Source organism: Acidovorax soli, assembly GCF_014207955.1.
Lineage (GTDB): Bacteria > Pseudomonadota > Gammaproteobacteria > Burkholderiales > Burkholderiaceae_C > Acidovorax > Acidovorax soli_A.
The window spans coordinates 186,865-205,727 of the sequence record NZ_JACHLK010000007.1; the positions used below are offsets into that span (position 1 = coordinate 186,865).

The window sequence follows — 18,863 nt, forward strand, 5'->3', positions numbered from 1 at the left end:
TTCAGTGCTTGTGCTCGCCATGGCCCGCCGGTGCCGCTGTAGCATTGAGCGGGCGCACGGGGGCCTGCACCTGCACCGACTCGCGCTTGCCGTCCTTGCCCTCGAAGACCAGGGTGATGGGCACGGTGTCGCCGGCCTTCACCTGCTGCGTGAGGTTCATCAGCATCACGTGGTAGCCGCCGGGCTTGAGTTCCACCGGCTTGCCCGCGGGCAGGTCCACGCCGGGCACCTGGCGCATGCGCATCACGTTGTCTTGCATGGCCATCTCATGCACCTCCACGGCCGGGGTCAGGGGCGAGCTGGCCGCCACCAGGCGCGTGTCGCGCGCGGCGTTGAGCTGCATGAAGGCACCGGTGGCCTGTTGCTGGGGCACGGTGGCACGCACCCAGGCGTCCTTGACGGTGACCTGGGCCTGGGCTGCGAATGCCAGCCCCGCGAATGTGGCGGCGAATGCGATGGAGCGGGAAATGGGGTGCATGGAAATCTCCTGGGACAAATGGGTGGGGCGGGTCAGGCGAACTGCTGCAGCAGTTGGCGCAGGTCGTCGGCGCAGTCCTTGGCGCTCTGCTCGTGGCGCAGCACGAGGCGCGGCTTGCCTTCGGGATCGAAGACATAGCTGAAGGCCGAGTGGTCCATGGTGTAGGAGGATCCGGTGGGCACCTTCTTGTAGTAGACCTTGAACTCCTTGGCTGCGGCCTCGGTCTGCGCGGCGTCACCGAAGAGGCCGATGAAGCTGGCGTCGAAGGCCTGGGTGTAGGTGGACAGCACGGCGGGCGTGTCGCGCTCGGGGTCGATGGTGATGAACAGCACCTGCAGGCGTTGGCCCTCGGTGCCCAGCAACTGGCGGATCTCGGCCGCGCGGGTCAGGGCCGTGGGGCAGACATCAGGGCATTGGGTGAAGCCGAAGAACAGCATCACCGCCTTGCCGCGGAAGTCGGCCAGCGTGCGCACCTGGCCTTGGGCGTCTTGCAAGGTGAAGCCGCGTGCGTACTCGGCGCCCGTGATGTCCATGCCCTTGTAGGCGACGGGGGCCTTTTGGCAGCCGGCCAGCGAGACGCCCAGCAAGGGCGCGAAAGCCAGGGCCAGCAGGCCGCGGCGGTGGGAGGAGGGTGCGATGCGCATGGGGGAAACCTGTCTGGATGAAAGGGGGGCGGCCTGCATGCCGCCAGGGGGCTGGCAGGCAGGCACGGCGCACACCGGCACGGAGTGCCGGTGGCGCAAGGCGTGTTCACGCATGCCCGCGGCGGGCACGCGACCACGCAGGCTCAGGCGAGGGAGGTCGGGGGCCCGCGGGCGGGCAGGGGGGCGCCAACGATGGCAGCGATGCTGGCGGCAACGATGGGCCTGAGCGCATGGGCCAGGGGCTCATGGCGTTGTGCAGGCTGCTGCACAGGGGGCGGTGGTGCGCTGGCGCCCAGGCACAGTGCGCAGTCCAGGCTGTGGTGTCCCAGATCCGTGGCGGCGCCGTCCTCGCCCACCACCATGAGTTTCACGGTGGCGCCGGTGGCGCAGACCAGTTGCAGGGCCTGGGGGTGGACGATGGGCGACGCGATGGCCGCACCCACGGTCAGCACGAACCACGCCAGGACCAGGCGGGCCAGCAGGGACGAGGTGCGCAGCGCGTGCATCGCTGCATTATCGCCGTGGCCCCATGCGCCGGGGTGGGGGTGGGGCAATATGTCCACCCCGGGTGTTCAGGCGGGTGCGCTGCGGCCGCGCCCCACGGCCAACACCATCAGCACGGCGGCCAGCACCAGGGCACCGCTGAGCAGGTAGAGGCTGAGCGTGAAGCCACCGGTCGCCGTCTTGATGGCACCCACCATCACGGGGGCCACCACGCCGGCCGTGCCGCCCAGGGTGGTGATGAGCGCAATGCCCATGGCCGCGGCATTGCGGCTGAGCAGGCTGCCGGGCACGGCCCAGAGGATGGCAAAGGCGCTGGAGATGCCGACGGAGGCCAGCGACAGGCAGGCCACGGCGGCTACCGGGCTGTGCAGGAACAAGGTGGTGAGCGAAAGCCCGGCGGCGCCGATGCAGGCCGTGATGGCGAAGTGCCAGCGCCGCTCCTGCCGGCGGTCGGAATGCCCGGCGATGAGCAAGGTGGCCACGATGCCGGTGACCGCAGGCACGACGGAGTACAGCCCGATCTGCATGACCGACAGGCCCATGGACTGCAGCATGGTCGGCTGCCAGAACGACATGGCGTAGATACCTAGGATCACCAGGAAGGAGATGAAGCCCAGCAGCCACACCTGGCCGTTGCGCAGTGCACTGCCAAAACTGCTGCGTGCATCTGCGCCGCTGGCTGCCTGGTCGCGTGCCAGGTCGTCTTGCACCTGGCGCTTTTGCGCAGGCGTCAGCCAGGCCGCGGCCTGCGGGCCGTCGTCGAGCAGTTGGTAGGCCAGCACGGCCAGCAGTACGCAGGGCAGGCCCTCCACCAGAAAGAGCCATTGCCACCCGTGCAGCGACCAGACGCCATCGAGCCAGGTCATGGTTGCTCCCGCGACGGGCCCGGCCACGATGGGTGCCGCCCCATAGGCCATGAAGAACAGCGCCGTGACTTTGGCCCGGCGCTGCGACGGGAACCACAGCGTGAGGTAGAACAGCACGCCGGGCGCAAAGCCCGCCTCGAACACCCCCACCAGGAAGCGCAGCACATAGAACTGCGCCGGCGTGCTCACCCACATGGTGGCGGCCGAGGCCAGGCCCCACAGCCCCATGATGCGCAGCAGCGTGAGCCGAAAGCCCACGCGCGCCAGCAGCATGTTGCTCGGGATCTCGAACAGCGCATAGCCAATGAAGAAGATGCCCGCGCCCAGGCCGAACGCGGCGTCGCTGAAGCCCAGGTCGCTCTTCATCTGCAGCTGGGCATAGCCGATGTTGGTCCGGTCCAGGTAGTTGAAGACGTAGCACGCGAAGAGGATGGGGATCAGCCGCCAGGCGATCTGGCGGTAGGTGGCATCGTCGGCGGCGGCCGGTACCGTGCCTGTCGGGGCGGGAAAGAGGGCGGTAGGGGAGTTCATGGCGTTTGTCTCGTATCGTTGGTGTGGGAAAGCCGCGCAAGAAACCGCCCAGGGTCACCCAGGCCGCTGCAGCACGCCCGCGGTGGTGGTGCCCCAGAGGTGGCTGGTGGGTGCGCCCGGAAACAGCCAGTGCGGCGAGCATTCGCTGGACGGCACCACATTGCTGAAGCCGTGTTTGGCCGAGGTGCCGGCGATGGTCTTTTCCAGCACCATCGACAGGTATTGGTCCACGCTGCCCTCCTGCGTGTTGCCGTTCAGGATGACCTCGGAACCGGTGGCCTTGGCATAGCGGCGGATACCGTTGTGGCGCGAGGCTTCGGGTGCCCAGCTGTCGGCGCTCACGCCGTTCTCGCTGCTCACGCGCAGGCCGTCGGCCGTGCGGTAGACCAGCGAGTGGTTGCCTTCGGTATGGCCCGGTGTGTGCACCAGCGCGATGCCGCGCCCCAGCTGCACGCTGCCGTCGAAGGGCACGATGCGCTCGGGCGCCACGCCCTGCAGCCCCGCGGGGCAGTACCAGTCGGCCTGCGTGGGCAGGAGGCCGGCCACGCTGGCCAGCTCCTGGCGGTGCACCAGCAGGCGGGCATTGGGCAAGAGGCCGCGCTCGGCGCCCGTGCCCAGCCAGCGGCGCAGGTTCTGCGTGTGCAGGTGGTCGTAGGTGATGAAGTCGATCTGCTCGGGTGCCACACCCACCGAAGCCAGGGCCTGCAGCACCGTGCCGTGCACGGGCGCGATCACGCCGTGCAAAAACTTCGGCGTCTGCTCGCTCAGGCGCTTGAAGTAGGGCGTCTCGCTGCCGGTCTCGAAATCGGCAGGGGTGAACAGCAGGCTCTTGAGGCGCCCGCCGAAGTCCTCGAACTGCACCAGCACCGTGCGCGCCAGCAGGTGCACCATGTGCGGCTTGAGCAGTTGCTGCGAGTACACGCCATTGAAGGCATACCAGGCCGGGTAGGGGATGCGCAGCAGGTCGAAGCTGCGCGCATAGGGCACCGGGGGCTCGGTGAGAAAGCGCTCGCGGAACTGCTCGCCCGCGCGGCGCAGTGCGCGCAGCCTATCCTGCGGGGTGGGAGCGCTGCGCGCGCCATCGAAGTCGGCCACCGGTTGCAGCAGCAGGGCTGCAGGGGTGAGGGGTTCGGTCATCATGTTCATGGGATTTCCTCAGTACAGGGAGCGGCCGCCCGAGATGTCGAAGACGGCACCGGTGCTGAACGAACAGTCGGCGGACGCCAGCCAGGCCGCCATGGCCGCCACCTCGGCCGGCTCGACGAAGCGCGCCATGGGCACGCGCGACAGCAGGGCCTGGTGCAACTGCGCGCGGTGTTCCGTGGGGACGCCGTCGAACACCGCGGTTTCCGCGGCGGACGGGGTGATGCAGTTCACCAGCACGCCCGCGCCGGCCAGCTCCTTGCCCAGCGACTTGGTGAGCGCGATCAGCCCCGCCTTGGAGGCCGAGTACGCGGCATTGAGGCCATTGCCCTCCTTGCCCGCGACCGAGGCGATATTGACCACGCGCCGGCCCAGTGCGGGTGCGCGCTGCGCCTGCAGGTCGGCCAGCATGGCGGGCACCAGCGCGCGGCTGCACAGGAAGGCGCCGGTGAGGTTGATGTCCAGCACCGTGCGCCACTGGGCGAAGCTGTGTTCCCAGGTCGGTACCAGGGGGCCCAGCACGCCCGCGTTGTTGACCAGCACGGTGGCGGGGCCCAGTGCGGCGGCGCTGGCCTCGGCCGCTGCGTACACGGCGGCCTCGTCGCGCACGTCGGTGACGGCCGTGAACACGCGCCCAGGGGCGTTCAGCGTTGCGGTGGCTGCCTGCAGCGGGCGTTCGCCGATGTCCCACAGCGAGACGTTCGCCCCTTCATCGAGAAAGCGGCGCGCAATCGCCAGGCCGATGCCCTGGGCACCGCCGGTCACCACCGCATGGTGGCCCTGCAGGCGCCCGCTCATGCCATGGCCTGCTCGGGCACCTTGCCGGCGGTGGCGGCCTGCCCGCCCAGCAGCGCGCCGATGATGCCCGGCAGCGCCGCGGGCGGCACGCCCACCAGCAGCTGGCGCAGAATGGTCAGCGTGTCGAAGTACACCCGCTCGCAGACCAGGTGCTCGGCCTCGTCGAAGATGAACAGCGCGATCATGCGGCAGCGGAAGGTATTGCCCGTGGGGGGCAGGGCGCCCAGCGGCCCCTTGTGCGTGCCCAGCAGCCAGAACTCCACGATGACCGAGTCGCCCGCATGGCGCAGCTGGATGATTTCGTGCCGCTGGTCCGGGAAGGCCTGGCGCGTGGCCGTGTAGTAGCGGCGCACGTCCTCGTTGCCGTCGTGCACCTCGCCGGTGGGGATCAGTTCGTAGTGCGGGTGCGGAAAGGTGCTCAGCACGGCATCGAAGTCCTGCCGCGTCTCGTCGGCAAAGTGGTCGAGCACGGTCTTTTCGCGGCGGGCGTTGCGTTCGGCGAGGGGGGTGGGCGTGTTCATCGTGGGGTTCCTTGGCGTGGGTTGCGGTACGGGGATGCAGCCGTGCGCTGCAGCAGGCCCACTATCCGCAGAGCGCTGCGGCGAGACTGTCCGGTGTTGGCAATTGCGGCTCGGTACAAACCCGCAGGTGTCCGCCAGGCGTCGCGCGGGTGGCCCGTGCGCCCGCACAATGGCTGCGCCAGCCACCTTCCCCCAGCGAGCGCACGCCATGCCATCCCTGCCTGCACCGGCAAGCACCACCGAACTGCCGCCCCACCTCGGCCCCCGGGCCGACGAGCGGCTGCGCTTGCCCGAGGAGGTGCAGCATGCGCTGCTGCAGGTGGCCCACCGGCGCCAGCTGCAGCGCGGCGATTCGCTGTTCCTCAAGGGCTCGGCGCCCGACGCGCTGTTCGGCATGGTGCAGGGCGCGCTGCGCGTGAGCGTGGCCGCTCAGGATGGGCGCGAGGCCGTGATCGCCGTGCTCGAAGCCGGCCACTGGTTCGGCGAGGTCTCGCTGTTCGTGGGGCAGGAGCGGGTCTACGACACCTGCGCGGTGGAACCGTCCGAGGTGGCCGTGGTCCAGGCGGCGGATTTCCACCACCTCATCGCCACCCAGCCGGCGCTGCACATGGCCTTCACGCGCCTGGTCTGCCTGCGGCTGCGCCAGGCCCTGGCCTGGATCGATGATGCCATCCTGCAGCCGCTGTCCGTGCGGCTGGCGCACCGGCTCATGACGCTCGATTCCCGCTCGGCCGGCGACGGCGCCAGCACCCTGCTGGCCGTTTCGCAGGAGGACCTGGCCTTCATGCTCGGCGTCTCGCGCCAGAGCATCAACCGCCAGCTCAAGCAGTGGGAGGAGGACGGGGTGCTGCGCGTGGGCTACCGCGTGGTCGAGCTGCTCGACCGCAAGCGCCTGGCCCAGTGCGCGCAGCCGGGCTGAGTCAATCCGGTTCGGGCGCGCTGTTGTCCTGGCCGGCCTCGGGCTCCAGCGCCTTGGTCACCATGCGGCAGATCAGCTCCTCGGCCTTGGCATAGTCGCGCTCGGTCAGGGCGGGCTTGCCCAGCAGCAGCGCGAACTGGGCTTCCTGCTCGGCATAGGCCTGGGTGACGGACCAGATGATGAACATCAGGTGCGTGAAATTCACGCGCGCAATGCGCCCCTCGCGTGCCCAGCGCTCGAAGGTGCGCACCTCGGCCTTGAGCAACGGACCCACGCGTGCGCTGATGGCCTTGCCATAGCGTGGTGCACCGGCAATCACCTCTTTGGTGAATACCTTCGCACCATTGGGGCGCTCGCGCGAGTAGCGCAGCTTGGCGCGGATGTAGCGGCGCAGCGCCTGCTGCGGGTCGTCGCCGTGCGACAGGTCGTCCATGCCGGCCAGCCACTGGGTGAGGATGTCGTCCAGCACACGCTGGTACAGCGCTTCCTTGTTCGGGAAGTAGTACAGCAGGTTGTGCCGGCTGATGCCGATGGCCGCGGCGATGTTCTCCAGGGAGGCGCCTTCGAAGCCGAACTGCGCGAAATGGTTCTCGGCCTCGGTCAGGATGCCTTGCTCCTTGAGCAGGCGCGACGCCGTGGGCGCCTTGGCTGCGGCTTCCGCGGCGGGAGCAACGGGGGCTTCCAGGCGGCGCCGGGCGGGGGAGGAGGGGGGCTGTCGGGCGTCGGTCATTGCACCATTGTGTGTCAATGTGGCTGGCAGAAAGCTGGCATGCGGCTTGCTGTAGGGATTTTACTAATTGGTAAATTTTTACCGGTTGGTAAATTGAACGGCAAACGCGGGGCACCGGCGCCGACCAAGGCCCGGGCACCCGCACCCTAGCGAGGCCCACGATGACACCTCCGGAATTTGTGGCTGCATGCCCTGGCGCATGCAGCCCGCGCCCTGCGTTGGCAGGCGCCGCGCACGCCCTGTGCGCAGGATCCTGGCGCTGGCGGAGCACCCGCCCGGCGCCCGCACGGCACGGCCATGCCCAGGCCGCACACCCCACCCTGACCCTTCCGGAGGAAACCTGATGGACACACCCGCAAGCCATGCCTGCGGCCTGCATGCCGCACGCCTGAACCTGGCCGACTATGCCGTGCGCTTCGGCGACGCCCACCCTCCGCTGACGCGCCCGCAGGCGCTGATCGAGGCCGAGCGCTGCTACTACTGCCATGACGCGCCCTGCGCCACGGCCTGCCCGACGGGCATCGACATCCCCTCCTTCATCCACCGCATCGCGCAGGACAACAACCGCGGCGCGGCCCGTGCCATCCTGGAGGCCAACCCTCTGGGCGGCATGTGCGCCCGCGTCTGCCCCACCGAGGTGCTGTGCGAGCAGGCCTGTGTGCGCAACGCCAACGAGGACAAGCCGGTCGAGATCGGCTCGCTGCAGCGCTATGCCACCGATGCCTTCTTTGCCAAGCCGGGCGCTCCGCTGTTCCAGCGTGCGGCGCCTACGGGCAAGCGCATCGCCGTGGTCGGTGCCGGCCCAGCGGGCCTGGCCTGTGCCCATGGCCTGGCCGTGCGTGGGCACGATGTGGTGCTGTTCGACGCCCGCCCCAAGCTCGGTGGCCTCAACGAATACGGCCTGGCCAGCTACAAGACCACCGGCAACTTTGCCCAGAAGGAGGTCGAGTGGCTGCTCTCGGTGGGCGGCATCGAGGTGCGCACGCACCAGCTGCTGGGCCGCGACATCACGCTCGACGGCCTGCTGGCCAGCCATGATGCGGTGTTCCTGGGGGTGGGCCTGTCGGGCGTCAACGCCCTGGGCATTGCCGAGCCCACGGCCACGGGGTTGCGCAATGCGGTGGACTTCATCGCCGAGCTGCGCCAGGCCGCGGACTTGTCCACCCTGCCCGTGGGCCGCAGCGTGGTCGTGATCGGCGGCGGCATGACGGCGGTGGATGCCGCCGTGCAGTCGCGCAAGCTCGGTGCCGAAGAGGTGACCATTGCCTACCGCCGGGGCGCCGAGAGCATGTCCGCCTCGCATGTGGAGCAGGAATGGGCGCAGACCAATGGCGTGACCATCCGCCACTTCGCCGCGCCCAAGGAGGTGCTCAGCGCCGATGGTGCCGTCACGGGCGTGCGCTTTGCGGCCACGGCGATGGAAGGCGGCCGGCTGGTGGAAACGGGCGAGAGCTTTGTGATCGCCGCCGACATGGTGCTCAAGGCCATCGGCCAGACCTATGTGCCCGAGCCCGTGGGCCAGTCCATCGCGCTCACGGGCGGCCGCATTGCCACCGATGAAGAGGGCCGCACCAGCCTGGCGCGTGTCTGGGCCGGCGGCGACTGCCGCGCCGGCGGGCGCGACCTGACCGTGGAGGCCGTGGAGCACGGCAAGGTGGCCGCCATCTCCATCCACGCCACGCTGCAGGGCATCTGAGCCCACGCCGCGCCCCACTGCCTTTTACCGGAGCACCGCACCATGGCCGATATCCGCAGCAATTTCCTGGGCATCAGCAGTCCCAACCCCTTCTGGCTGGCTTCGGCGCCGCCCACCGACAAGGAGATCAATGTCACCCGCGCCTTCGAGGCCGGCTGGGGTGGCGTGGTCTGGAAGACCCTGGGCGAGGACCCCTCGGTCGTCAACGTCAACGGCCCACGCTACTCCACGCTGATGTCGCAGGACCGGCATGTGATCGGGCTGAACAACATCGAGCTCATCACCGACCGGCCCCTGCACACCAACCTGGAGGAAATCAAGCGCGTCAAGCGCAACTGGCCCGACCGCGCCATGATCGTCTCGCTCATGGTGCCCTGCGAGGAACAGAGCTGGAAGAGCATCCTGCCCCTGGTCGAGGACACCGGGGCCGACGGCATCGAGCTCAACTTCGGCTGCCCGCACGGCATGAGCGAACGCGGCATGGGCGCCGCGGTGGGCCAGGTGCCCGAGTACATCCAGATGGTCACGGCCTGGTGCAAGCACTACAGCCGCCTGCCCGTGATCGTGAAGCTCACGCCCAACATCACCGACGTGCGCCACCCTGCGCGCGCGGCCAAGGCGGGCGGGGCCGATGCGGTGTCGCTGATCAACACCATCAACTCCATCATGGGCGTGGACCTGGACCGCATGGTCATGAGTCCCAGCACCGACGGCTGGGGTTCGCATGGCGGCTACTGCGGCCCGGCCGTCAAGCCCATTGCCCTGAACATGGTGGCCGAGATCGCACGCGATGCGCAGACTGCCGGCCTGCCCATCAGCGGCATCGGCGGCATCACCACCTGGCGCGATGCGGCCGAGTACATCGCCCTGGGCTGCGGCACGGTGCAGGTGTGCACCGCGGCCATGGTCTACGGCTTCAAGATCGTGCAGGACATGTGCGATGGCCTGTCCAACTTCATGGACGAGCATGGCTACGCCACCATCGACGACTTCCGTGGCCAGGCCGTTCCCACGGTCAAGGACTGGAAGAACCTCAATCTCAACCACGTCGACAAGGCCGTCATCAACCAGGATGCCTGCATCCAGTGCGGCCGCTGCCATGTGGTCTGCGAGGACACCTCGCACCAGGCCATCACCTTCACCAAGGAGGGCGGCGTGCGCAAGTTCGAGGTCAACGATGCCGAGTGTGTGGGCTGCAACCTGTGCGTCTCCATTTGCCCCGTGCCTGAATGCATCACGCTGCGCAGCCTGGAACCGGGCGAGGTCGATGTGCGCACCGGCAAGGTGGTCACGGGCGAATACGCCAATTGGACCACGCACCCGAACAACCCGCAGCGCGTGGCGGCTTGAGAAAAAGGCTGGGGCGGTGTGCGCAATCGCAACGCGGTGTTGCATTGCATCTGGCGCGGCCCGCAACCCGCCGATAGCATCGCTCGCTTCTCCCGGAGCGTGGTGACCATGCTCCCGTCCGCCATCTGCCCGGACCCGGAGCGCCGGAACTGGCAGTGGCTTGTGTGCAACCCCCAAGAAGTAAATCTTTCACAGAGGAGTACAGGCATATGACCCACAGTACCGGCAGCGCCGCCCACATGGCGGGGCATCCGTCGGGCGCAGCGTCCAATTCGCTCGCCAACGAAGATCTGCTCCCCACCACGGCGGCCCAGCGCCACTGGACGTGGAAAGACTTTGCCGCCCTCTGGGTGGGCATGGTGGTCTGCGTGCCCACCTACACCATGGCCAGTTCCATGCTGGACCAGGGCTTCACCTGGCAGATGGCCGTGTGGCTGGTGTTCCTGGCCAACTGCATCGTGCTCGTGCCCATGGTGCTCATCGGCCGCGTGGGGCCGCGCTATGGCGTGCCGTTCCCGGTGCTGGCGCGCGCCTCCTTCGGGGTCAAGGGCGCCAACCTGCCGGCCGTGCTGCGCGGGTTGGTGGCCTGCGGCTGGTTCTCGATCAACTGCTATTTCGGTGCGCTGGCGCTGCACGGCTTTCTCAACATCCTGGGCATGGGCCTGGCGGGGCCGGCCGACGGGCAGACCATCAGCACCTCGCAGTTCATGTGCTTCCTGGCCTTCTGGGCGGTGCACATCTGGTTCATCTGGAAGGGGCCTGAATCCATCCGCCTGCTCGAAGTGATCGCCGCACCGCTGATGATCGGTGCCTCGGTGCTGCTGGTCGTGGTGTTGATGATGAAGGTGCCCTCCGGCCAGCTCTTCAACCTGCCGGCCAAGGTGGTGGAGGGCGGGCCCAAGACCTGGGCGGCCCTGACCGGCCTGGTGGGCTTCTGGGCGACCCTGGCGCTCAACATTCCCGACTTCACGCGCTTCGCGCGCTCGCAGAAGGACCAGGTCGTTGGCCAGGCCCTGGGCCTGCCCATCCCCATGGCACTGTTCTCCATGGTCGGCGTGATCGGCTTTTCCGCATCGGCCATCCTCTACGGCAAGGCGCAACTGTTCCCCGACGGCCTGCTCACCCAGATGGGCAGCGTGGCAGCCGGCATCGGCCTCCTGGTGATCCTGCTGGCCAACCTCACCACCAACGTGGCCGCCAACCTGGTCTCGCCCTCGTACGACTTCAGCCAGGTGGCGCCGTCCAAGGTCAGCTTCCGCATGGGCGGCCTGATCGCGGCGCTGCTGGGTCTCTTGTTCATGCCCTGGAAGCTGCTGGCCACCTCGGGCGGCTACCTCTTCACCTGGCTGGGCGGCTACGGCACGCTGCTGGGCGCCATCGCCGGCATCCTGCTGGTGGACTATTACCTCGTGCGCAAGACCGAACTCAAGGTGGACGACCTGTACCGCCGTGGGGGCGAGTACGAGTACAGCAACGGCTGGAACCTGCATGCGCTGGTCGCGTTCCTGCTGGGCGTGCTGCCTTGCCTGCCGGGCTACCTGGCGGTCTCGGGTGTGGTCGACAAGGGCTCCGTGCCCGCGCTGCTGCAGTCGCTGTTCGATTTCGGCTGGTTCTTCAGCCTGGCGGTGGCCGGCACCTACTACTACGTGACGGCCAAGAAGCCGTGACGTGATGATGAATCGGCCCCGCCGGCCTGTCCGGCGGGGCTTTTTGCAACCCTGAAGGAGAGTCCTCATGAGCCAAGCCCTTGTCATCCGCGGTGGCACCGTGGTCAATGCCGACCGCGAACAGCGTGCCGATGTGCTGTGTGTGGATGGCCGCATCGTGGCCGTCGGGGAGGATGTGGCCCGGCAGGCGCCGGCGGGTGCACAGGTGCTGGACGCCAGTGGCCAGTACGTGCTGCCCGGCGGCATCGATCCGCACACCCACATGCAACTGCCGTTCATGGGAACGGTCACCATGGACGACTTCTTCACCGGTACGGCAGCGGCGCTGGCGGGCGGCACCACGAGCATCATCGACTTCGTGATCCCCGACCCGCAGGAGCCCATCCTGGACGCCTACCGCAAGTGGCGCGGCTGGGCCGAGAAGTCCGCGGCCGACTACAGCTTCCACGTCGCCATCACCTGGTGGAGTGAGCAGGTGCGCGCCGACATGGGCACCCTGGTGCAGGATGAGGGCGTGAACAGCTTCAAGCACTTCATGGCCTACAAGAACGCCATCATGTGCGACGACGAGACCCTGGTGAACAGCTTCAAGCGCGCGCTGGAGCTGGGCGCCATGCCCACGGTGCATGCCGAGAACGGCGAGCTGGTCTACCTGCTGCAGCAAGAGGTGGCCAAGATGGGCATCACCGGGCCCGAAGGCCACCCTCTGTCGCGGCCGCCCATGGTCGAGGCCGAGGCCGCCAACCGCGCCATCGCCATTGCCGACGTGCTGGGCGTGCCCATCTACGTGGTGCATGTGAGCTGCATCGAGTCGGCCGACGCCATTGCCCGGGCCCGCGCGCGCGGCCAGCGCGTGTACGGCGAAGTGCTGGCGGGCCACCTGCTGGTGGACGACAGCGTGTACCGCGACCCCGACTTCGCCAAGGCGGCCGCTTACGTGATGAGCCCGCCGTTTCGCCCCAAGGGCCACCAGGAGGCGCTGTGGCGCGGCCTGCAGTCGGGCCAGCTGCACACCACGGCCACCGACCACTGCACCTTCTGCGCCGCGCAGAAGGCCATGGGCAAGGAGAGCTTTGCCAAGATCCCCAACGGTACGGGGGGCGTGGAGGAGCGCATGGCGGCCATCTGGGATGGCGGCGTCAACACCGGGCGGCTCACGCCCAGCGAGTTCGTGGCCATCACCTCGGCCAATGCGGCCAAGCTGTTCAACATCTACCCGCGCAAGGGCTTCATCGGCGAGGGCGCCGACGCCGACCTGGTGCTGTGGGACCCCGAGGGCACCAAGACCTTCTCGGCCAAGACCCAGCACAGCAAGGGCGACTTCAACATTTTCGAAGGCCGCACCGTGCGCGGCATCCCGAGCCACACCGTGAGCCAGGGCCGCGTGGTGTTTGCCAATGGCGACCTGCGCGCCGAGCAGGGCAAGGGCCGCTACATCAAGCGCCCGGCCTTCGGCGCCAACTTCCAGGCCGTGCAAAAGCGCACCCAGGACCTCGCCCCGACAGCGGTGGCCCGCTGAACCGATGGAGAAAAGCACCATGGACACCAAAGTAAAGACCGACATCGACAAGCTGCGCATCAACGGCGAGCGCCTGTGGGATTCGCTCATGGAGCTGGCCCAGATCGGCGCTACGCCCAAGGGCGGCGTCTGCCGCCTGACGCTGACCGATCTGGACAAGCAGGGCCGCGATCTCGTGACCCGCTGGGCGCGCGAGGCCGGCATGAGCGTGACCATCGACCAGATCGGCAACGGCTTCATGCGCCGACCCGGGCGCAACAACAGCCTGCCGCCCATCATGACCGGCAGCCACATCGACACCCAGCCCACGGGCGGCAAGTTCGACGGCAACTACGGCGTGCTGGCCGGCATCGAGGTGGTGCGCACCCTGAACGACCATGGCATCGAGACCGAGGCCCCGATCGAGGTGGCCTTCTGGACCAACGAAGAGGGATCGCGTTTCGTGCCCGTGATGATGGGCTCGGGCGTGTTCGCCAAGGCCTTCACGCTGGAGCATGCCTACGCCGCCACCGACACCGAAGGCAAGACCGTCAAGGGCGAACTCGAACGCATCGGCTACGTCGGCGACCAGGTGCCGGGCGACCACCCCATCGGTGCCTACTTCGAGACCCACATCGAGCAGGGCCCGGTGCTGGAGGACCACGACAAGACCATCGGCGTGGTGACCGGCGTGCTGGGCATCCGCTGGTACGACTGCACCGTGACCGGCATGGAAGCCCACGCCGGCCCCACGCCCATGGCCCTGCGCAAGGACGCGCTGCAGGTCGCCACCCACCTCATGCAGGAGGTGGTGGCCTGCGCCCACCGCCACCCGCCGCATGGCCGCGGCACGGTGGGCATGGTGCAGGTGCACCCCAACAGCCGCAACGTGATCCCCGGGCAGGTCAAGTTCAGCATCGACCTGCGCAACGCCACCGATGCGCTGTGCGAAAGCATGGACCAGGACATCCGCGCGGTGGCCGCCAAACTCAGTGCCGACACCGGCCTGCCGATCACGATCGAGCAGGTCTCGGCCTACCCGGCCCAGGTGTTCCATGCCGACTGCGTGGACGCTGTGGCGCGTGCCGCCGCCAAGCTGGGCTACTCCAACATGCCCGCCGTCTCGGGCGCGGGGCACGATGCCGTCTACATGGCGCGCCTGGCGCCCGCCGGCATGGTGTTCATCCCCTGCAAGGACGGCATCAGCCACAACGAGATCGAGGACGCCAAGCCCGAGCACATCACGGCAGGCTGCAATGTGCTGCTGCACGCCATGCTGGAGCGCGCGGGGACTTGAAGTGAAACACCCCTGAGTCGCTTCGCGCCTTCACCCCCCTCCCGGTGCACGCAAGCGAAGCGCCGCCTGCGCGGCATGGCGGCCCTTGCACGGGGACGCTGGCTTGGGCCGCGCCAGTTTCATGCGTCGCGGGTGGCGCAGTGCAATGGGTAACTGACACCGTCTTGCCGCTGGGCCTGCCTGCGCGTTGTGGCTGAGCCACACGCGCAATGAGCTTTACATAGGTCGCCTTTACACCCTCCCAAGGGGCGCACGAGCCTACGGTGCCCAGCCCATGCGGCCGTCGCAGGGTATTCCGCACTTTGAAATTGTGACAAATCCGTGACAAATCGAGGTTTTGATTAAAAATTGGGCAGCTTGGGTGTATCTTCTGGTTACGTTTTGTTCCGTATCCCGAAAGAGAAAGCCCGCCCATGAAATTGCGAACCCGGATTCTTTGGCTGTGCACGGCCACCCTGCTGGGCCTGGTCGTGTTGTCCGCCGTGGCATTGACCACGCTGTACCAGTCGATGATGAAGGAGCGCACGGCGCAGCTGTCCAACCTGGTGGTGCTCGCGCATGCGGCGGCGCAGAAGGCCTATGACCAGGAAAAGAGCGGAGCGCTTTCCACCGAGGATGCGCAGAAGGAAGCCAAGCGCAACATCGGCAGCTTCGTCGACAAGGACAAGTATTTCTTCGTGCGCGGCTTCACCAATGACGTGAACTACGTGCACCCCAACCCCAAGCGCATCGGCATCGTCGATGAAAAGGGTGGCAAGGAAGCGGGCGTGCGCTACCGCGCCGCGCTGCAGGGCAAGACCATCGGCACAGTGATCGCCAAGGGCACGCGCCCCGGTGCCAAGGACGAGGTGGAAAAGCTCTACGCCATCATCAAGTTCGAGCCCTGGGACTGGACCATCGGCTTCGGCGACTACATCGACGACATCGACCAGGCCTTCTGGCGCGAGACGGCCATTTTGCTGTCCATCGGCGCGGTGCTGATGCTGGTGATCGCCCTCATGGCCTGGCGCATGCTGCGCACCCTGGTGCACCAGCTCGGTGGCGAACCCCAGTACGCGGCCGAGGTGGTCACGCAGATCGCCGAGGGCAACCTGGCCGTGGAAGTGGTCACCCTGCCGGGTGATGAGACCAGCATCCTGCATGCCATCCGCGCCATGCGCGACAACCTGGCCCACCTGGTGCGCCAGGTGCGCGACAGCACCGACTCGATCAACACCGCATCGGCCGAGATCGCAGCCGGTAACGGCGACCTGTCGGGCCGCACGGAGTCGCAGGCCAGCGCGCTGCAGGAGACGGCCGCATCGATGGAGCAGCTGACTTCCACCGTGCAGCAGAATGCCGAGAACGCCCGCCGTGCCGACCAGCTCGCACGCTCCGCGTCCGACATGGCCGTGCGCGGCGGTGACGTGGTGCAGCAGGTGGTCGGCACCATGGGCTCCATCGACCAGTCCTCGCGCAAGATCGTGGACATCATCAGCGTCATCGACGGCATCGCTTTCCAGACCAACATCCTGGCGCTCAATGCAGCGGTTGAAGCGGCGCGGGCCGGTGAGCAGGGCCGCGGCTTTGCCGTGGTGGCCAGCGAAGTGCGCAGCCTGGCACAGCGCAGCGCGGCGGCGGCCAAGGAGATCAAGGGCTTGATCGATGATTCCGTGGCCAAGGTGGGCGTGGGCACCCAGCTCGTGGAGCAGGCGGGTTCGACCATGCGCGAGGTGGTCGAGGGTGTGAAGAACGTGACCACCATGGTGGCCGAGATCAGCGCCGCCAGCGGCGAGCAGAGCGCCGGCATCGCCCAGGTCAACCAGGCGATCTCGCAGATGGACCAGGGCACGCAGCAGAACGCGGCGCTGGTCGAGGAGGCCCTGGCCGCGGCCCAGTCGCTGAGCCAGCAGGCCGTGGCCCTGTCACAGACCGTGGGGCAGTTCCGCGTGTCCTGAGCGGACCGGCCCAGAGGCGAGGTCGGTCTGGTCAAAGGGAACTGGACATGCCACGGGAGTGTGCGAAGATGCAAGCAATTGCATCTGGCGCAAACCGCCCTTGCGTTTGACCCACACCGACCTGCCCTGACGCCCATGTCCGCCCGATGCTTGCCGACCCTTCTGCGCATGCAGGCCCCGCGCCCGGTGCCGTGCTGCGGGCTGGCATGAGCCTGTCGGCGCCCATTCCGGCAGCGCGCCTGCCGGCCAGCCGCCTGCCGTCGGGCAATGAGCTGGCCGCGCGGGCCGCGCGCTATGCAGCCCTGGAGTGGCTGTCACGCCCGGTCTGGGTGTTCGACATCGATGGCCGCTGCGTGCACTGGGCCAACACCCCCGCGCTGGCCGTGTGGAATGCCGCCTCGCTGGCCGAGCTGTGCGGGCGCGACATGGGGCAGGACATGTCTGAATCGGTGGCGCGGCGCCTGGCCCAGTACCAGAACGACTTCGTGCTGCGCGCCGATGCCAGCTTCAACGAGCAGTGGACCATCTACCCCGGTGGCGTGGCGGTGTCCCTGAACGTGCGCTTCAGCGGCCACCACCTGCCCGATGGCCGCATGAGCATGCTCTGCGAGGCCGAGCCCGTGGGCATGGTGCCGCCGGAGTCCCTGCGCTCGGTGGAGGCTTTGCTGCACACCGCGGTCATGATCACCCTGTACGACCAGGGCGGTGCGGCCCTGTACCGCAATCCAGCGGCGCGCGCCGCCGTGCTCAGCCCGGGCGAGCGGCTGCAGGACCGCATCGGCAGCACCGCGGCCTTCACTGCGCTGGCGCGCAGCCTGGAGCAGCACGGCGTGGGCACGCTCACGCTGGCTGTGCGCACCCCCTTGGGTGACCGCTGGCACGAGCTGTCGGCGCGCCGCTGCAAGGATGCCGTCACGGGGCAGGAGGCGGTGCTGGTGAGCGAGGCCGACATCAGCGCCATCAAGCACACCGAGGAGCGCGCCAATTTCCAGTCGCTGCACGATGTGCTCACCGGCCTGCCCAACCGGGCCCACTTCGCGCAGCGCTTTGTGCGTGCCATGGAGGAGGCCCGGGCCCAGTCGCTGGAGGCAGCGTTGCTGCTCATCGACCTGGACCACTTCAAGGACGTGAACGATACGCTGGGCCATGCAGCGGGCGATGAGCTGCTGGTGGCCATGGCGCAGCGCCTGCGCCATGCGCGCCATGGCACCGAGGTGCTGGCCCGCTGGGGCGGCGACGAGTTCCTGGTGCTGCTCACATCACCGCGCATCCGCGCGGACCTGGACGCGCTGCACGAGCGCATCTCGGTCGCGCTGGCTGCACCGCTGGCCGTGGCCGGCACGCAGCTGCGCGTGACTTCCAGCATCGGGGTGGCGCTGTACCCGCAGGATGGCGAAACCATCGAGATCCTGCTGCGCAACGCCGACCTGGCGATGTATGCGGCCAAGGAGCGCGGGCGCAACACCCTGGCCTATTTCGACGGGCACATGGCCGAGACGGTGCGCAGCCGCACCGAGCTCGAAAAAGAGCTGCGCCAGGCGCTGGAGCGCGAGGAGTTCGAGGTGTACTTCCAGCCCCGCGTCGATGTGGCCACCAACCGCATCCGCGCCGTGGAGGCGCTGGTGCGCTGGAACCACCCGCGCCTGGGCCTGGTGTCGCCCGCGTATTTCATTCCGGCCTGCGAGACCATGGGCCTGATCGGCGCGCTCGGGCTCTGGGTGCTGGCGCAGGCTGCGCACCAGCAGGTGGCGTGGGCGGCCCAGGGGTGGGACCTGGTTGTGTCGGTCAATCTGTCGCCGCGCCAGTTTGCATCGTCCGACCTGCTGCACGACATCACCGAGGTGCTGCGCCAGACCGGCGTGAATCCCGCCCGCATGGAGCTGGAGATCACCGAATCCATCCTGCTGGGCGAAGACCAGCATGTGCTGAACGTGCTGCGCGAGCTGTCGGCGCTGGGCCTGACCATTGCGCTGGACGACTTCGGCACAGGCTATTCCAACCTGGCCTACCTGCAGCGCTTTCCGGTCCACACGCTCAAGATCGACAAGACCTTCATCCAGGACACGGATGCCAACCGCTCGCTGGCCGAATTGATCGTCTCGCTGTCCAACCTCATGAAACTCACCGCCGTGGCCGAAGGCGTGGAGACGCAGGAGCAGCTCGACTGGGTGGCACGCCGGGGCATTGCTCAGTACCAGGGCTATCTCTATGCGCGGCCCATGCCGGTGCGTGCCTTCACCAATTGGCTGCGCAACCATCCAGTGGGCTGATCAGCGGAGCCGAG

The 18,863-nt window shown here is 68.1% G+C and carries 16 protein-coding genes; 8 read left to right on the plus strand and 8 right to left on the minus strand.

What is annotated here, in order from left to right; genetic code table 11:
• Position 1: 1 nt before the first annotated feature.
• The 7 genes from HNP48_RS18405 to HNP48_RS18435 all read right to left on the minus strand — a co-directional run bounded on the left by HNP48_RS18405 (position 2) and on the right by HNP48_RS18435 (position 5,485).
• Entirely contained in the window at positions 2–478 is a 477-nt protein-coding gene (locus tag HNP48_RS18405; protein WP_184859638.1) for a copper chaperone PCu(A)C, read from the minus strand.
• 32 nt (positions 479–510) lie between these two features.
• The gene (locus HNP48_RS18410; RefSeq protein ID WP_184859640.1) at positions 511–1,122 is read right to left on the minus strand and encodes an SCO family protein; all 612 of its coding nucleotides are present in this window, start codon (positions 1,120–1,122) and stop codon (positions 511–513) included.
• A gap of 143 nt (positions 1,123–1,265) precedes the next feature.
• A complete protein-coding gene (locus HNP48_RS18415; protein WP_184859642.1) occupies positions 1,266–1,628 on the minus strand; it encodes a hypothetical protein in 363 nt (120 codons plus the stop codon).
• Positions 1,629–1,694: 66 nt separating this feature from the next.
• Positions 1,695–3,023, minus strand: coding sequence for an MFS transporter (locus HNP48_RS18420; protein ID WP_184859644.1), 1,329 nt, complete (start codon positions 3,021–3,023; stop codon positions 1,695–1,697).
• Positions 3,024–3,077: 54 nt separating this feature from the next.
• Positions 3,078–4,169: a hypothetical protein gene (locus tag HNP48_RS18425; RefSeq protein ID WP_184859646.1), complete on the minus strand. Its 1,092-nt coding sequence runs from the start codon at positions 4,167–4,169 to the stop codon at positions 3,078–3,080.
• 9 nt (positions 4,170–4,178) lie between these two features.
• The gene (locus HNP48_RS18430) at positions 4,179–4,964 is read right to left on the minus strand and encodes an SDR family NAD(P)-dependent oxidoreductase (RefSeq protein ID WP_184859647.1); all 786 of its coding nucleotides are present in this window, start codon (positions 4,962–4,964) and stop codon (positions 4,179–4,181) included.
• A complete protein-coding gene (locus tag HNP48_RS18435; protein ID WP_184859649.1) occupies positions 4,961–5,485 on the minus strand; it encodes an ester cyclase in 525 nt (174 codons plus the stop codon). Before HNP48_RS18435 ends, HNP48_RS18430 begins: the two co-directional genes overlap by 4 nt.
• A gap of 208 nt (positions 5,486–5,693) precedes the next feature.
• Between HNP48_RS18435 and HNP48_RS18440 the strand changes: the two genes are divergently transcribed.
• A complete protein-coding gene (locus tag HNP48_RS18440) occupies positions 5,694–6,404 on the plus strand; it encodes a Crp/Fnr family transcriptional regulator (RefSeq protein WP_184859651.1) in 711 nt (236 codons plus the stop codon).
• Between the two features lies 1 nt (position 6,405).
• Here the strand turns inward: HNP48_RS18440 and HNP48_RS18445 are convergent, their stop codons facing one another.
• Positions 6,406–7,134 carry a TetR/AcrR family transcriptional regulator gene (locus HNP48_RS18445; protein WP_184859653.1) on the minus strand — a complete coding sequence of 243 codons (729 nt, stop codon included), beginning with the start codon at positions 7,132–7,134 and terminating at the stop codon, positions 6,406–6,408.
• A gap of 343 nt (positions 7,135–7,477) precedes the next feature.
• Between HNP48_RS18445 and HNP48_RS18450 the strand changes: the two genes are divergently transcribed.
• From HNP48_RS18450 to HNP48_RS18480, 7 genes are all read left to right on the plus strand, one after another.
• Positions 7,478–8,830: an NAD(P)-dependent oxidoreductase gene (locus tag HNP48_RS18450; protein WP_184859655.1), complete on the plus strand. Its 1,353-nt coding sequence runs from the start codon at positions 7,478–7,480 to the stop codon at positions 8,828–8,830.
• 42 nt (positions 8,831–8,872) lie between these two features.
• Positions 8,873–10,180 carry an NAD-dependent dihydropyrimidine dehydrogenase subunit PreA gene (gene preA / locus HNP48_RS18455; protein ID WP_184859657.1) on the plus strand — a complete coding sequence of 436 codons (1,308 nt, stop codon included), beginning with the start codon at positions 8,873–8,875 and terminating at the stop codon, positions 10,178–10,180.
• 209 nt (positions 10,181–10,389) lie between these two features.
• Positions 10,390–11,847 carry an NCS1 family nucleobase:cation symporter-1 gene (locus HNP48_RS18460; protein ID WP_184859660.1) on the plus strand — a complete coding sequence of 486 codons (1,458 nt, stop codon included), beginning with the start codon at positions 10,390–10,392 and terminating at the stop codon, positions 11,845–11,847.
• 67 nt (positions 11,848–11,914) lie between these two features.
• Positions 11,915–13,366: a dihydropyrimidinase gene (gene hydA / locus HNP48_RS18465; RefSeq protein ID WP_184859662.1), complete on the plus strand. Its 1,452-nt coding sequence runs from the start codon at positions 11,915–11,917 to the stop codon at positions 13,364–13,366.
• Between the two features lie 19 nt (positions 13,367–13,385).
• On the plus strand, positions 13,386–14,642 hold the full coding sequence (locus tag HNP48_RS18470) for a Zn-dependent hydrolase (protein ID WP_184859664.1): 1,257 nt from the start codon (positions 13,386–13,388) through the stop codon (positions 14,640–14,642).
• Between the two features lie 413 nt (positions 14,643–15,055).
• Positions 15,056–16,579 (plus strand): methyl-accepting chemotaxis protein, encoded by a 1,524-nt coding sequence (locus HNP48_RS18475; RefSeq protein ID WP_184859666.1) that lies wholly within the window; start codon positions 15,056–15,058, stop codon positions 16,577–16,579.
• A 146-nt stretch (positions 16,580–16,725) separates the two neighbouring features.
• The gene (locus HNP48_RS18480) at positions 16,726–18,849 is read left to right on the plus strand and encodes a bifunctional diguanylate cyclase/phosphodiesterase (protein WP_260420284.1); all 2,124 of its coding nucleotides are present in this window, start codon (positions 16,726–16,728) and stop codon (positions 18,847–18,849) included.
• Positions 18,850–18,863 lie beyond the last annotated feature (14 nt).